The organism is Streptomyces sp. NPDC041970 (assembly GCF_055588985.1).
Map to the genome: position 1 here is coordinate 1 of NZ_JBVJCD010000012.1, position 14,193 is coordinate 14,193.

Here is a 14,193-nt window from a genome sequence, read left to right on the forward strand (position 1 = left end):
CCCCCCCCCCCCCCCCCCCCCCCCCCCCCCCCCCCCCCCCCCCCCCCCCCCCCCCCCCCCCCCCCCCCCCCCCCCCCCCCCCCCCCCCCCCGACCGGTGATCACCGCAGGGCGTCACAAAGGCCCCTATACCACTGGGACCCCCCTGGGGAGGACAACTTCTGCTCATCGGTGCGAACTGCTGAGAAAGCCGCGACAGTCAGGTTACTGTCAGTTCCGTGTTCGCTGCAGAACGTCGTCAGTTGATCCTCGAAATGGTGCGCGCCAACGGGGCGGTATCGCTCCGTGAGCTCGCCCGCGTCGTCCAGACCTCCGAAGTGACCGTACGGCGGGACGTGCGGGCGCTGGAGGCCGAAGGACTCCTCGACCGCAGGCACGGCGGTGCGGTCCTGCCGGGCGGTCTCACACGGGAGTCCGGCTTCCCGCAGAAGTCCCATCTCGCCACCGCGGAGAAGTCGGCCATCGCCGACCTCGCCGCGGGTCTCGTCGGCGAGGGCGAGGCCATCGTGGTCGGCGCCGGGACGACCACGCAGGAGCTGGCCCGCCGGCTCGCGCGGGTGCCCGGACTCACCGTCGTCACCAACTCCCTGCTGGTCGCCCAGGCGTTGGCCCACGCCAACCGGGTCGAGGTGGTGATGACCGGCGGCACCCTGCGCGGGAGCATCTACGCGCTGGTGGGCAGCGGGGCCGAGCAGTCCCTGCACGGGCTGCGGGTCTCCCGCGCCTTCCTCTCCGGGAGCGGGCTCACCGCCGAACGCGGGCTGTCCACCTCCAACATGCTCTCGGCCAGCGTCGACCGGGCCCTGGTGCAGGCCGCCGCCGAGGTGGTCGTCCTGGCGGACCACACGAAGATCGGCGCGGACACCATGTTCCAGACCGTGCCGACCGAGCTGATCACCCGGCTCGTGACGGACGAGCCCCCGCCCCACGACGAGCGCGCCGGAGCCGAGTTGCAGGCCCTGGCGGACCAGGGCGTGGAGATCTCGGTGGCCGGTCCGGAGGCGGAGGCGACCGGCGCGGAGGGCGCCCCCGCGGGCCGCCGGCCCCGCCGCGACATGCCGCTCCCCGGCCAGCGGCGCACCCGCAACGGCACCCTCGGCCCCCAGTTGCGCAGCGCCTCCCCCCTGCCCGACGCCCCCGGCGAACGGTCGCGGGTCGCGGACCTGCGACGCCGCTGACCCGCCACCGGCCAGCCCGCGACCACCCGCGCACCGGGCTCGCGTGCGTCCGCGCGGCGGGGTTGCGTGACGCCGCGTGGGGTTGAGTGCGTCCGCGCTGCGGGGCTCCGTCGCGTACGCCCGACGGAGTCGCGTGGGGCAGCGGCCGTGTGTGCGGCGGGTCGCGTGCACCCGTGCGGCACCAGGGACCGCCCGCGCAGCGGGTTACGTGCGCCCGCGCGGCACGCCGCCGTACGCCCCGTCCTCGTTGCGTACGCCCGGCGGGGCCGCGTGAACCGTGCAGGAAGCGGCGGCCACGTGCGCGGTCTTGTTGCGTGAGACCGCGCGGTGCTACGGCGACCGCCCGCGCGGTGTCGGCGGTCGTGGGCCGGGCGGGCGCTACTTGAGTCCGCGCAGCGTCAGCCGCAGCAACCGTTCCGCCAGCTCCGGGTCGTCCGGCGACTGCTCCGCCGCGAGCGCGATCGCGTTGGTGAGCTGGAGCAGGTCGTCGATGGAGACGTCCGCCCGGACCGCCCCGCTCTCCTGGGCCCGGCGCAGCAGCCCCGCGCCCGCCTCCCGCAGCGGCACATGGCACTGCGCCAGCGCCGACGTCTCGTCGCGCGAGGCGGACATCAACGCGCGGGCCAGGCCCCGGTACTCCCCGGCGTGGGTGACGATCGCGCCCAGCCACTCCACCAGCGCCCCGCACGGCCGGTCCGAGCCCGCCAGTTCGCGGGAGCGGGCCAGCAGCGAGCACAGGGCGTCCTGGAAGACCGCGTTCATCAGGGCGTGCCGGTTGGGGAAGTGCCGGTAGAGCGTGCCGATGCCGACCCCGGCCCGCCGGGCGACGTCCTCCAGGGAGGCGTCGGTGCCGTGTTCGGCGAAGGCCCTGCGGGCCTCGCCCACCAGCCGGTCGTAGTTGCGGCGCGCGTCCGCGCGCATCGGCCGGACCGGCGGCCGCGCCGTGCTGGTCCCCTCGGCGATCGCCCCTGGCATGGCTCCCGTCCCTCCCGCTGCTCGGACCCTCGTCCGTTCCAGGATGCCACTGCCGACGAAGGGCCCGGCGCGCACCGTGGGGGTGCGGGCCGGGCCCTTCGCGGAGCGCGGTGCGGTCAGTCCTTGATCTCGCAGATCAGCGCGCCGGCGGTGACGGACGAGCCGACCTCGGCGGTGAGCCCCTTCACGGTGCCGGCGCGGTGGGCGTTGAGCGGCTGCTCCATCTTCATGGCCTCAAGGACGACGACGAGGTCGCCCTCCTTGACCTCCTGGCCCTCCTCGACCGCGATCTTGACGATCGTGCCCTGCATCGGGGAGGCGAGGCTGTCGCCCGACGCGGCGGAGCCGGCCTTCTTCGCCGCGCGGCGCTTCGGCTTCGCGCCGGCCGCGAGGCCGGTGCGGGCCAGCGACATGCCCAGCGAGGACGGCAGCGAGACCTCCAGGCGCTTGCCGCCGACCTCGACGACGACGGTCTCGCGCCCCGTCTCGTCGTCGGCGTCCGCGTCCGAGGGCACGGCGAACGGCGGGATGTCGTTGACGAACTCCGTCTCGATCCACCGGGTGTGCACGGTGAACGGGTCCGAGGTGAAGGCGGGGTCGGCGACGACGGCCCGGTGGAAGGGGATGGCGGTCGCCATGCCCTCCACGGTGAACTCCGCGAGCGCGCGGGCGGCGCGCTGGAGCGCCTGTTCGCGGGTCGCGCCGGTCACGACGAGCTTGGCGAGCAGGGAGTCCCAGGCGGGGCCGATCACGCTGCCGGACTCGACGCCCGCGTCCAGGCGGACGCCGGGGCCGGTCGGCGGGGCGAAGGTGGTGACGGTGCCGGGGGCGGGCAGGAAGCCGCGGCCGGGGTCCTCGCCGTTGATGCGGAACTCGAAGGAGTGACCGCGCACCGCGGGGTCGCCGTACCCCAGCTCCTCGCCGTCCGCGATCCGGAACATCTCGCGTACGAGGTCGATGCCCGTGACCTCTTCGGTGACGGGGTGCTCGACCTGGAGGCGGGTGTTGACCTCCAGGAAGGAGATCGTGCCGTCCAGGCCCACCAGGAACTCGACCGTGCCGGCGCCGACGTAGCCGGCCTCCTTGAGGATCGCCTTGGACGCCGCGTAGAGCTGGTCGTTCTGCTCCTGCGTCAGGAAGGGGGCCGGGGCCTCCTCGACGAGCTTCTGGTGGCGGCGCTGGAGGGAGCAGTCGCGCGTCGAGACGACCACCACGTTGCCGTGGGTGTCGGCCAGGCACTGGGTCTCCACGTGGCGCGGCTTGTCGAGGTAGCGCTCGACGAAGCACTCGCCCCGGCCGAAGGCCGCGACGGCCTCGCGGACGGCGGAGTCGTACAGCTCGGGGATCTCCTCCAGCGTGCGGGCCACCTTCAGCCCGCGCCCGCCGCCGCCGAACGCCGCCTTGATCGCGATCGGCAGCCCGTTCTCCTCGGCGAACGCGACGACCTCGTCGGAGCCGGAGACCGGGTCCGGGGTGCCGGCCACGAGGGGGGCGCCCGCGCGCTGGGCGATGTGCCGGGCGGCGACCTTGTCGCCGAGGTCGCGGATGGCCTGCGGCGGCGGGCCGATCCAGGTCAGCCCGGCGTCCAGGACGGCCTGGGCGAACTCCGCGTTCTCCGACAGGAATCCGTAACCGGGGTGGATCGCGTCCGCCCCGGAGTCCGCGGCGGCCCGCAGCACCTTGGCCATGTCCAGGTAGCTGGCGGCCGGGGTGTCACCGCCCAGCGCGAACGCCTCGTCAGCGGCCCGGACGTGCAGAGCGTCCCGGTCCGGCTCGGCGTAGACCGCCACGCTCGCGATCCCCGCGTCCCGGCAGGCCCGAGCAACGCGGACAGCGATTTCGCCACGGTTGGCGATGAGCACCTTGCGCACGATGACTCCCTCCTCGAAACAAGCTGAGTTTAGGGACTACCGACACGGCCGTACGACCTGTCCCCAATGGTGAGCTTGCCCACACGGAGTGTGATCCGAGGCTTGCCCCAGTAGTGAAATCCCTTGTCGCACCACGGTACGCCGCGATCCTCAACCGCACAGTAACCATCCGGTGTGGTGGAGGTCTCTGTCCTGATGGTCAACGCCTCACGACGATTCTTTGTTGATTCCCTACGAACGGCCGGTGGATTCTTTGCTCGGCGCACGAGCCGGTCCGACCTCTTGTCCGAAGGAATACCCGTCAGTAGGGTCCACGGTGCGTACGTACCGTAGGTAACAGGGGGTGGCGCCGTGCCGCGCAGACCGGTGGCGATCGTGACCGCGCTCGTGCTGTTCGGGGAGGCGGCCGGGCTGGTGCTCGTCAACACCGCCCTGGCCATGACCGCCGAGAACCAGAACATGTCGCTCGCGGGCCTGGACCCGGCGGCGATGGCCGCCGGGACCTGGGCGACGGGCGGCGTCGGCGGCCTGCTGCTGGTGGTGTGCGGGCTCGTCGCCCTGCTGGCGGGGGTCCGCGACCGCTCGCCGGGGAGCGTCGGACGGATCGCGCTGATCGGCTGCGCGGTCGTGCACGGGGTGCTCGGCGCGGTCGCCGTCGGCCTGGTGGGCTGGGCGGCCTTCGCCGTCATGATGCTGGTGCTCGCCCTGCTGGTGCTCACCCTGCTCGGCTACGGCCCCGAGCGCGCCGCCGGGCCCGTGGGCGACGAGGCGGCCCCGAGGACCGCCTGAGCGGCCCGCCCGGCGCCGGGCGGGCCCGGCTCAGACCCACAACTGGGTGACGGACACGTCCAGTTCGCCGAGCAGGCGGCGCAGCAGCGGCAGCGAGAGGCCGATGACGTTGCCGTGGTCGCCCTCGATGGAGTCGACGAACGGCGCGGAGCGGCCGTCCAGCGTGAAGGCCCCCGCGACGTGCAGCGGCTCGCCCGAGGCGACGTACGCGGCGACCTCCGCGTCGCTCGGCTCGCCGAACCGCACGACGGTGGACCCCGTCGCCGAGGCGGTGCGGCCCGAGGCGGTGTCGACGACGCTGTGCCCGGTCCGCAGGACTCCGCTCCGGCCGCGCATGGACCTCCAGCGGGCGGTGGCCTCCTCGGCGTCGGCCGGCTTGCCGAGCGCCCGGCCGTCCAGCTCCAGCACCGAGTCGCAGCCGATGACGAGCGCGCCCGCCGCCTCGGGGCGGCCCGCGACCGCCGCCGCCTTGGCGCGCGCCAGGACGAGCGCCAGCTCACCGGGGGTCGGCGCGGTCAGGGCGTCCTCGTCGACCCCGCTGACGATCACCTCGGGGGCGAATCCGGCCTGGCGCAGCAGGCCGAGGCGGGCGGGGGAGGCGGAGGCGAGCACGAGACGGCGCTGATCAGTCATGGGGGCCATCGTAGAAGGGCGGGAGGGTCCGCGGTCCGGCGCTGCCCGCCGGAGGCGTACGGCCGCGCTCGGGGAGGCGCGCTCGGCGGACGCGCTCGGCGCGCGTGCTCGATACACGCGCTCGGCGCACACGCCGTCGTGTGTGCTCAGGAGGTGTGCTGGAGGGGCGCGCTCAGGGACTGCGCTCGGTGGACGCGCGGGGTGGGCGTGCTCGACGGTCGCGCTCGGCGTGTGTGCTCAGGGGGCGTGCTGGAGGGGCGCGCTCAGGGGCCGCGCGCGGTGGACGCGCTCGGCGTGCGTGCTCAGGGGGTGTTTCGACGGTCGCGTTCAAGGACCGTGCTCGACGGTCGCGCTCAGTGGATGCCCAGGACGAACATCGCCACCAACATCGCCAGTGCCACCAGGAACCCGGCGCGGCGCATCATGTCCTGGACGTCGCGCAGTTCCTTCGGCGGCTTGTTCTCGGGATCGGACCACAGCATGTCTTCGATCCTGCCGCCCCCGCCCGCCGGCGCGCCTGAGTACGGGTACTCACGCCGCGCCGGCGGGCGCACGGGCCCGGAGGCGGGCCGGGCCGCGCGGCTCAGGCCGGCCAGTACGTCCGGGCCCAGGCGCGCGGGCCGGGCGTCGGGAGGCCGGCGCGCGCGATGCGGCCGGGGTCGGACCACTGCTCGGGCGGGGCCGGCGCGCCCGAGGGCGCGGCGGCGGCCGCCGCCGCGCGCGCCCGGACCACCGCCAGGGCGGCGGCCAGCTCCTCCGGGGTGGGGTTGCCCCGTACGACCTTGATCATGGGCGGTCCTCTCTGCGAGCGGGCGGACGGCTACAGCGGGATGTTGCCGTGCTTCTTCGGCGGGAGGGACTCCCGCTTCGTCCGGAGCTGGCGCAGCCCCCGGACGATGTGGGAACGGGTCTCGGACGGCATGATCACCGCGTCGACGTAGCCGCGCTCGGCCGCCACGTACGGGTTGAGCAGCGTGTCCTCGTAGTCCGCGATCAGCTCGGCGCGGGTGGCCTCGGGGTCCTCGGCGGCCGCGATGGTCCGCCGGTGCAGGATGTTCACCGCGCCCTGCGCCCCCATGACGGCGATCTGGGCGGTCGGCCACGCCAGGTTGAGGTCGGCGCCCAGGTGCTTGGAGCCCATCACGTCGTACGCGCCGCCGAACGCCTTGCGGGTGATGACGGTGATCAGCGGGACCGTCGCCTCCGCGTACGCGTAGATCAGCTTCGCGCCGCGCCGGATGATGCCGCCGTACTCCTGGTCCACGCCCGGCAGGAAGCCCGGAACGTCCACGAAGGTCAGGACGGGCACGTTGAACGCGTCGCAGGTGCGGACGAAGCGGGCGGCCTTCTCGCTCGCGTCGATGTCCAGGCAGCCGGCGAACTGCATCGGCTGGTTGGCGACGACGCCCACCGGGTGGCCCTCGACCCGGCCGAAGCCGGTGATGACGTTCGGCGCGAACAGCGCCTGGGTCTCCAGGAACTCGCCCTCGTCCAGGACGTGTTCGATCGCGGTGTGCATGTCGTACGGCTGGTTCGCCGAGTCCGGGATGAGCGTGTCCAGCGCCCGGTCCTCGTCGCTCGTGGCCAGGTCAGCCTCCTCCGGGAAGGCGGGGGGCTCGGAGAGGTTGTTCGAGGGCAGGTAGGACAGCAGCGACTTGACGTACTCGATGGCGTCCTTCTCGTCGCCCGCCATGTGGTGCGCCACCCCGGAGGTGGTGTTGTGCGTACGGGCCCCGCCCAACTCCTCGAAGCCCACGTCCTCGCCGGTGACCGTCTTGATGACGTCGGGCCCGGTGATGAACATGTGCGAGGTCTGGTCGACCATCACCGTGAAGTCGGTGATCGCCGGGGAGTAGACCGCGCCGCCCGCGCACGGGCCGACGATCAGGGAGATCTGCGGGATCACCCCGGAGGCGTGGACGTTGCGGCGGAAGATCTCGGCGAACAGGCCGAGCGCGGCGACGCCCTCCTGGATGCGCGCCCCGCCGCCGTCGTTGATGCCGATGACCGGGCAGCCGGTCTTCAGCGCGAAGTCCATGACCTTGACGATCTTCTCGCCGTAGACCTCGCCGAGCGAGCCGCCGAAGATCGTGAAGTCCTGCGAGTACACGCAGACCGGGCGGCCGTCGACCGTGCCGTACCCGGTGACGACGCCGTCCCCGTAGGGGCGGTTCTTCTCGATGCCGAAATTGGTGGAGCGGTGCCGGGCGAACTCGTCGAGCTCCACGAACGAGCCCTCGTCCAGGAGCAGATCGACCCGCTCACGGGCCGTCAGCTTGCCCTTGGCGTGCTGCTTCTCCACCGCGCGGGCCGAACCCGCGTGGGTCGCCTCGTCCATGCGGCGCGTCAGGTCCGCGAGCTTGCCCGCGGTGGTGTGGATGTCGCTCAGCGGCTCGGACATCGGGGGGCGGCTCCCTGCCTGGTCATGGCGGACGACGTCTGGCAACGGTCACGGGGGGACGGCCAGTCGTCGGTCCGGCTCTGGCTACTGATTCGTAGGGTAGCGGCGGGCCTACGGATCGGCAGTGCGTCCTTTCCCACACCTAGGCTGGGTTGCATGACACCACCGGATGCGCCACACAACCGCTGGTCGGACCTCGACCGGCCGCCCCTGAACGAGACCGCGCTGCGCCGCGGACTGCTGCGGCCGGGCTCGCTGTGGAGCGCGCTGGACGTCGTGGAGGCGACCGGGTCGACCAACACCGACCTCGCCGCGCGGGCGGACGCGCTCACCGAGGGCGCGGTCCTGGTCGCCGAGGAGCAGACCGCCGGGCGCGGGCGGCTGGAGCGGACCTGGACCGCCCCGCCCCGCTCCGGGCTGTTCTTCTCCGTCTACCTGGAGCCGGCCGGGGTCCCCGCCGAGCGGTGGGGCTGGCTGCCGCTGCTGACCGGGGTCGCCGCCGCGACCGGGCTCGCCCGGTCCGCGGGCGTCGACATGGCGCTGAAATGGCCCAACGACCTGCTCGCCGCGGTGGACGGCGAGGAGCGCAAGGCGGGCGGCATCCTCGCCGAGCGGGCCGGGGCCGGCGTCGTCGTCGGCGTGGGCGTCAACGTCTCGCTGCGCGCCGACGAGCTGCCCGCCCCGACCGCCGGTTCGCTGGCGCTCGCCGGAGCGGTCTCCACCGACCGCGAGACCCTGCTGCGCGCCGTGCTGCGCTCGCTGGAGCAGTGGTACGGGCAGTGGCGGGCGGCGGGCGGCGACGCCTCCGCGAGCGGGCTCCAGGCGGCCTACGCGGCGGGCTGCGCGACCCTCGACCGCACGGTGCGGGCCGAGCTGCCGGGCGGCCGGGACCTGGTCGGGGAGGCCGTCGCCGTCGACGGGGACGGCCGGCTGGTGCTCTCCACCGGCGACGGGCTCCAGCGGCCGGTGTCCGCCGGCGACATCGTGCACCTGCGGGGCGCGGCGGGCGGACTCACCTGACGGCCGGGGCCGGCCGCCGGTTTCCGCGCACGGGGGCGCGGACACCGGTACGCGAGGGCGGCGCGCGCGACGCACCCGCGGCGGGGCGGCCGAGGACGTGAGCCAGGGCACACCTGCCGTATCGTTGAGGCGATCCAGCGACAGATCGGCAGGGCAGTGCGCAGGGAACGGGCAGGAGGCGGCTGGTGACCGTCGGCGACACGACGTCCGGAGCGGGTGAGGAGCCCCCCTCGGACTCCTCGGTCCACGCCACACCCCACCACGAGGTCGACCACACGGCCGAGCCGACCGACGACCCCCTCGCGATCCGGCTGGAAGCGCTGATCCTGGGGGCCGACCGCCGCTACACCGCCTTCCAGGCCGCCCGCACCGCCGGGGTCTCCATGGACCTGGCCTCCCGCTTCTGGCGGGCCATGGGCTTCGCCGACATCGGCCAGGCCAAGGCCCTCACCGAGGCCGACGTCCTCGCCCTGCGCCGCCTCGCCGGCCTGGTGGAGGCGGGGCTGCTCAGCGAGCCGATGGCGATCCAGGTCGCCCGCTCCACCGGGCAGACCACCGCCCGGCTGGCCGAATGGCAGATCGACTCGTTCCTGGAGGGGCTGACCGAACCGCCCGAGCCCGGAATGACCCGCACCGAGGTCACGTATCCGCTGGTCGAGCTGTTGCTGCCGGAGCTCCAGGAGTTCCTCGTCTACGTGTGGCGCCGCCAGTTGGCCGCCGCCACCGGCCGGGTCGTCCAGGCCGCGGACGACGAGGAGATGGTCGACCGCCGCCTCGCCGTCGGCTTCGCGGACCTGGTCGGCTTCACCCGGCTGACCCGGCGGCTGGAGGAGGAGGAGCTGGGGGAGCTGGTCGAGTCGTTCGAGACGACCGCGGCCGACCTGGTCGCCGCGCACGGCGGCCGGCTCATCAAGACCCTCGGCGACGAGGTCCTCTTCGCCGCCGACGACGCGGGCACGGCCGCCGAGATAGCGCTCCGGCTGATCGAGGCGATGGCCCCGGACGAGGCGATGCCCGCACTGCGCGTCGGCATCGCCTTCGGCACGGTCACCACCCGGATGGGCGATGTCTTCGGCACGACGGTGAACCTCGCGAGCCGGCTCACGTCGATAGCGCCGAAGGACGCCGTCCTGGTGGACGGGGCGTTCGCCAAGGAGCTGATCCGCCACGGTGACGCCCCCGAGTCCGAGGCGCGGGCCGCGGAGGACGTCGCGGCCGCCGCCGCGCGGGCCCGGCTGGCGCAGGAGGAGGGCCGGCCGCTCGGCGAGGAGCCGCCGCTGCCCACGTACCGCTTCGGGCTCCAGCCGATGTGGCAGCGCCCGGTGCGCGGGCTCGGCGTGGTGGAGCCGTGGCTGCTGGCCCGGCGCGGGAGGACCGGCGGCTGACCGGCGGGCCCGCGCCCGCGCGGGTCCGCCGCTCGCCCTGCCGTGACGGGGGCGGGCTGTCTAGGATCCCTGTCGGCAACGCTCGTTGACCGGTGTCGCAGTCGACCGACAGGGGTGCACATGACCGTCACGTCCGAGCAGCGGTTCGGGGAGTTCGTCGTGGTCCGGCGGCACGAGGGGCTGGACCACGTCGCCGAACTGGTCCTGGACCGCCCCAAGGCCATGAACGCCGTCTCCTCCGACATGGCCCGCTCCATCGCCGCCGCCTGCGAGGCGCTGGCCGGGGACCGGGACGTACGGGCGGCCGTCCTCACCTCCAGCGGCGACCGCGCCTTCTGCGTCGGCGCGGACCTCAAGGAGCGGAACTCCTTCACCGACGCCGAGCTGCTGCGCCAGCGGCCCACCGCCCGCGCCGCCTACACCGGCGTCCTGGAGCTGCCGATGCCGGTGATCGCCGCCGTGCACGGCTTCGCCCTCGGCGGCGGCTTCGAGCTGGCCCTGGCCTGCGACGTGATCGTCGCCGACGCCACCGCCGTGGTCGGCCTGCCCGAGGTGTCGGTGGGCGTCATCCCCGGCGGCGGCGGTACGCAGTTGCTGCCGCGCCGGGTGGGGGCGGCGCGCGCGGCGGAGCTGGTCTTCACCGCCCGCCGGGTGGAGGCCGCCGAGGCGCGCGAGCTGGGGCTGGTGGACGAGCTGGTCCCGGCGGGCCGGGCCCGCGAGGAGGCGCTGGCGCTGGGCGGGCGGATCGCCGCCAACTCGCCGGTCGGGCTGCGGGCGGCCAAGCGGGCGCTGCGGCTGGGGCACGGGCTCGACCTGCGGGCGGGCCTGGAGGTGGAGGACGCGGCCTGGCGGTCGGCGGCCTTCTCCGGGGACCGGGCGGAGGGGGTGGCCGCGTTCAACGAGAAGCGGCGGCCCGACTGGCCCGGTGAGTGAGGCGGCGCTCCGCACCCGGTGACCCGGTGGCACGGCGTGATCGTTTTGGGGGGAAACGAAAGGAATTGGTCACTCACCAAACTGATCGAAAGCGGATAAGCCTACCTAAGCTGTATGGATGGGTGGTGACGATGTACGGCTGCGAGCCGTGGTGGCGCTGGCGCAGGCCATGGCCGCGGCCGCCACGCCGCGCGACACCTGGCGGGCGGCGGCGCTCGGCGCCTGCGCGGCGCTGAACGGCGGCTTCGCCGCGCTCTCCGTGTGGGAGCGGGACCGGGGCAGGCTCCGGGTGCTGGTGAACGCGGGTCTGCGGGCCGAGGGGGAGGAGGAGTTCCCCGAGGAGGAGGTCTACCCGGTCCACGAGTTCCCGGAGATCACCGAGTCGCCGCACGGGCGGCGGGCCGAGGGCGGCGAGCCCGACGCGTGGGTGGAGACCGCGGACGGGCCGTCCGGCGGCCGCCCGTACTGCCGCAGGCGGGTGGCGGCGCTGCGCCGCCGCGGCCGGGGCTGCTGCGTGATCGCGCCGATCGTGCTGCACGGCCGGGCCTGGGGCGAGCTGTATGTGGCGCGGCCCGCCGGGCAGGCCGTCTTCGACGGGGCGGACGCGGACTTCGCCACCGTCCTCGCGGCGGTCGTGGCCTCGGGGATCGCCCAGACCGAGCGGCTGGAGGAGGTCCGCAAGCTGGCCTTCACCGACCCGCTGACCGGGCTGGCCAACCGCCGGGCGGTGGACATCCGGCTCGACGAGGCGATCGAGCGGCACCGCGCGGACGGGACCGTCGTCAGCCTGGTCGTCTGCGATCTCAACGGCCTCAAGACGGTGAACGACACCCATGGCCACGCGGTCGGGGACCGTCTGCTGGAACGTTTCGGCTCGGTGCTGTCCCGGTGTGGGGCGATGGTCCCGCAGGCGCTGGCCGCCCGGCTGGGCGGCGACGAGTTCTGCCTGCTCGCCGCCGGGCCCCCGGCCGACGCCGCGGTGGCCGCGGCCACCGAGCTGTGCGACCGGGCGGCGGCCCTCGAACTCGGCGACGGGGTGGCCTGCGGGGTCGCGTCGACCGGCGACCCGATCGGCCCGGTGCGCTCGGCCCGGCGCCTCTTCCGGCTGGCGGACGCCGCCCAGTACCGGGCCAAGGCCGCCCGCTCGCACCGGCCGGTGGTGGCCGGGCGGGACGGCGAGGTCGTCCGGCTCGCGGACTCCCCGCCGAAGGGCGCGCACGACCGGCGCAGGCTGCGCGGCAACCCGCCGCCCCCGGAGTCCGGGCCGCCGCCGGGGTAAGGGGCCCGGCGCGCGACCGCTAGTGACATGGCGGGTTTCAATCCGTACGCTGCTGAATATGGATATGCACACTGTCGTGGTGGGAACGTCCGGAACCACCGCCGAGGACGTCGTCGCCGTGGCCCGCCGCGGCGCGCGGGTCGAGCTGTCCGCCGCCGCCGTGGAGGCCCTGGCCGCCGCCCGCCTCGTCGTGGACGCGCTCGCCGCCAAGCCCGAGCCGGTCTACGGCGTCTCCACCGGCTTCGGAGCCCTCGCCAGCCGCCACATCAGCCCCGAGCTGCGCGCCCGGCTCCAGCGCAACATCGTCCGCTCCCACGCGGCCGGCATGGGCCCGCGGGTCGAGCGCGAGGTCGTCCGCGCGCTGATGTTCCTCCGGCTGAAGACCGTCGCCTCCGGCCGCACCGGCGTGCGCCCCGAGGTCGCCCAGACCATGGCCGACGTGCTCAACGCGGGCATCACGCCCGTCGTCCACGAGTACGGCTCGCTCGGCTGCTCCGGCGACCTCGCCCCGCTCTCGCACTGCGCTCTGACCCTCATGGGCGAAGGGGACGCGGAGGGCCCCGACGGCACGGTCCGCCCGGCCGGGGAACTCCTCGCCGCGCACGGCATCGCCCCGGTCGAACTCCGCGAGAAGGAGGGCCTCGCCCTCCTCAACGGCACCGACGGGATGCTCGGCATGTTGGTCCTGGCCCTCGCCGACCTCCGCGCCCTCTACACCTCGGCCGACATCACCGCCGCCCTCTCCCTGGAGGCGCTGCTGGGCACGGACCGGGTCCTCGCCCCCGAGCTGCACGCCATCCGCCCGCACCCCGGCCAGGGCGCCAGCGCCGCCAACATGCTCCGGGTGCTGGCCGGTTCGGGGCTGACGGGCCGTCACTCCGACGCCGCCGGCGACGCGCCCCGCGTCCAGGACGCCTACTCGGTGCGGTGCGCGCCCCAGGTCAACGGAGCCGGACGCGACACCCTCGACCACGCGGCCCTCGTCGCCGGACGCGAACTGGCCTCCTCCGTCGACAACCCGGTGGTCCTGCCCGACGGCCGGGTGGAGTCCAACGGCAACTTCCACGGCGCGCCCGTCGCGTACGTCCTGGACTTCCTCGCGATCGCCGCCGCCGACCTCGGCTCGATCTGCGAGCGCCGCACCGACCGGCTGCTCGACAAGAACCGCTCGCACGGGCTGCCGCCGTTCCTCGCCGAGGACGCCGGGGTCGACTCGGGCCTGATGATCGCCCAGTACACCCAGGCCGCCCTGGTCAGCGAGATGAAGCGGCTCGCGGTCCCCGCCTCCGCCGACTCCATCCCGTCCTCCGCGATGCAGGAGGACCACGTCTCCATGGGCTGGTCGGCCGCGCGCAAGCTCCGCACGGCCGTGGACAACCTGACCCGGATCGTCGCCGTCGAGCTGTACGCCGCGACCCGCGCCATCGAGCTGCGCGCCGCGGACGGCCTCACCCCGGCCCCCGCCTCGCGGGCCGCCGTGGACGCGCTGCGCGCCGCCGGGGCGGAGGGGCCCGGCCCGGACCGCTTCCTCGCCCCGGACCTCGCCGCCGCCGACGCGTTCGTCCGGGAGGGGCGCCTGGTCGCGGCCGTGGAGCCCGTCACGGGCCCGCTGGCCTGAGCCGCCCGGGGGGGGGGGGGGGGGGGGAGCAAGGGGGGGGGGAGAGGGGGGGGGGGGGGGGGGGGGGGGGGGGGGGGGGGGGTTGGGGAGGGGGGGGAGGGGGGGGGGGGGA

General features: G+C 74.8%; 13 protein-coding genes. 7 read left to right on the plus strand and 6 right to left on the minus strand.

Going from position 1 to position 14,193, the window contains the following annotated elements; all coding sequences use genetic code 11:
* Window positions 1-217: 217 nt before the first annotated feature.
* Window positions 218-1,177, plus strand: a complete 960-nt coding sequence (locus ACZ6EJ_RS09195; protein ID WP_469265649.1) for a DeoR/GlpR family DNA-binding transcription regulator — start codon at window positions 218-220, stop codon at window positions 1,175-1,177.
* A gap of 378 nt (window positions 1,178-1,555) precedes the next feature.
* On the opposite strand, the gene ACZ6EJ_RS09200 is transcribed toward ACZ6EJ_RS09195, so the two are convergent.
* Complete coding sequence (locus tag ACZ6EJ_RS09200) at window positions 1,556-2,098, minus strand: TetR/AcrR family transcriptional regulator (RefSeq protein WP_469265842.1); 543 nt, start codon at window positions 2,096-2,098, stop codon at window positions 1,556-1,558.
* A gap of 170 nt (window positions 2,099-2,268) precedes the next feature.
* Window positions 2,269-4,023 carry an acetyl/propionyl/methylcrotonyl-CoA carboxylase subunit alpha gene (locus tag ACZ6EJ_RS09205; protein ID WP_469265651.1) on the minus strand — a complete coding sequence of 585 codons (1,755 nt, stop codon included), beginning with the start codon at window positions 4,021-4,023 and terminating at the stop codon, window positions 2,269-2,271.
* 351 nt (window positions 4,024-4,374) lie between these two features.
* On the opposite strand from ACZ6EJ_RS09205, the gene ACZ6EJ_RS09210 reads away from it, so the two are divergent.
* Window positions 4,375-4,812, plus strand: a complete 438-nt coding sequence (locus ACZ6EJ_RS09210) for a hypothetical protein (protein ID WP_469265653.1) — start codon at window positions 4,375-4,377, stop codon at window positions 4,810-4,812.
* Between the two features lie 30 nt (window positions 4,813-4,842).
* Here the strand turns inward: ACZ6EJ_RS09210 and ACZ6EJ_RS09215 are convergent, their stop codons facing one another.
* The 4 genes from ACZ6EJ_RS09215 to ACZ6EJ_RS09230 all read right to left on the minus strand — a co-directional run bounded on the left by ACZ6EJ_RS09215 (window position 4,843) and on the right by ACZ6EJ_RS09230 (window position 7,846).
* Window positions 4,843-5,454: a nucleoside triphosphate pyrophosphatase gene (locus ACZ6EJ_RS09215; RefSeq protein WP_469265655.1), complete on the minus strand. Its 612-nt coding sequence runs from the start codon at window positions 5,452-5,454 to the stop codon at window positions 4,843-4,845.
* A 344-nt stretch (window positions 5,455-5,798) separates the two neighbouring features.
* Window positions 5,799-5,927, minus strand: coding sequence for a morphogenic membrane protein MmpB (gene mmpB / locus ACZ6EJ_RS09220; RefSeq protein WP_469265656.1), 129 nt, complete (start codon window positions 5,925-5,927; stop codon window positions 5,799-5,801).
* 101 nt (window positions 5,928-6,028) lie between these two features.
* Window positions 6,029-6,235, minus strand: coding sequence for an acyl-CoA carboxylase epsilon subunit (locus tag ACZ6EJ_RS09225; RefSeq protein ID WP_469265657.1), 207 nt, complete (start codon window positions 6,233-6,235; stop codon window positions 6,029-6,031).
* A 30-nt stretch (window positions 6,236-6,265) separates the two neighbouring features.
* Window positions 6,266-7,846, minus strand: coding sequence for an acyl-CoA carboxylase subunit beta (locus ACZ6EJ_RS09230; RefSeq protein WP_469265659.1), 1,581 nt, complete (start codon window positions 7,844-7,846; stop codon window positions 6,266-6,268).
* Between the two features lie 156 nt (window positions 7,847-8,002).
* Here ACZ6EJ_RS09230 and ACZ6EJ_RS09235 point away from each other — a divergent pair, with 156 nt between their 5' ends.
* From ACZ6EJ_RS09235 to hutH, 5 genes are all read left to right on the plus strand, one after another.
* On the plus strand, window positions 8,003-8,866 hold the full coding sequence (locus ACZ6EJ_RS09235; RefSeq protein ID WP_469265661.1) for a biotin--[acetyl-CoA-carboxylase] ligase: 864 nt from the start codon (window positions 8,003-8,005) through the stop codon (window positions 8,864-8,866).
* A gap of 185 nt (window positions 8,867-9,051) precedes the next feature.
* Window positions 9,052-10,251, plus strand: coding sequence for an adenylate/guanylate cyclase domain-containing protein (locus ACZ6EJ_RS09240; protein WP_469265662.1), 1,200 nt, complete (start codon window positions 9,052-9,054; stop codon window positions 10,249-10,251).
* Between the two features lie 120 nt (window positions 10,252-10,371).
* The gene (locus ACZ6EJ_RS09245) at window positions 10,372-11,184 is read left to right on the plus strand and encodes an enoyl-CoA hydratase/isomerase family protein (protein ID WP_469265663.1); all 813 of its coding nucleotides are present in this window, start codon (window positions 10,372-10,374) and stop codon (window positions 11,182-11,184) included.
* 118 nt (window positions 11,185-11,302) lie between these two features.
* Complete coding sequence (locus ACZ6EJ_RS09250) at window positions 11,303-12,463, plus strand: GGDEF domain-containing protein (protein ID WP_469265665.1); 1,161 nt, start codon at window positions 11,303-11,305, stop codon at window positions 12,461-12,463.
* A gap of 58 nt (window positions 12,464-12,521) precedes the next feature.
* Window positions 12,522-14,081, plus strand: coding sequence for a histidine ammonia-lyase (gene hutH / locus ACZ6EJ_RS09255; RefSeq protein WP_469265666.1), 1,560 nt, complete (start codon window positions 12,522-12,524; stop codon window positions 14,079-14,081).
* Window positions 14,082-14,193 lie beyond the last annotated feature (112 nt).

Excerpts from the sequence above, each read along its gene's own strand:
- ACZ6EJ_RS09200 (WP_469265842.1), bottom strand. The coding sequence starts at position 2,098 with ATGCGCGCGGACGCGCGCCGCAACTACGACCGGCTGGTGGGCGAGGCC.
- ACZ6EJ_RS09215 (WP_469265655.1), bottom strand. The coding sequence starts at position 5,454 with ATGGCCCCCATGACTGATCAGCGCCGTCTCGTGCTCGCCTCCGCCTCC.
- mmpB (WP_469265656.1), bottom strand. The coding sequence starts at position 5,927 with ATGCTGTGGTCCGATCCCGAGAACAAGCCGCCGAAGGAACTGCGCGAC.
- ACZ6EJ_RS09225 (WP_469265657.1), bottom strand. The coding sequence starts at position 6,235 with ATGATCAAGGTCGTACGGGGCAACCCCACCCCGGAGGAGCTGGCCGCC.
- ACZ6EJ_RS09230 (WP_469265659.1), bottom strand. The coding sequence starts at position 7,846 with ATGTCCGAGCCGCTGAGCGACATCCACACCACCGCGGGCAAGCTCGCG.
- ACZ6EJ_RS09235 (WP_469265661.1), top strand. The coding sequence starts at position 8,003 with ATGACACCACCGGATGCGCCACACAACCGCTGGTCGGACCTCGACCGG.
- ACZ6EJ_RS09245 (WP_469265663.1), top strand. The coding sequence starts at position 10,372 with ATGACCGTCACGTCCGAGCAGCGGTTCGGGGAGTTCGTCGTGGTCCGG.
- ACZ6EJ_RS09250 (WP_469265665.1), top strand. The coding sequence starts at position 11,303 with ATGGGTGGTGACGATGTACGGCTGCGAGCCGTGGTGGCGCTGGCGCAG.
- hutH (WP_469265666.1), top strand. The coding sequence starts at position 12,522 with ATGGATATGCACACTGTCGTGGTGGGAACGTCCGGAACCACCGCCGAG.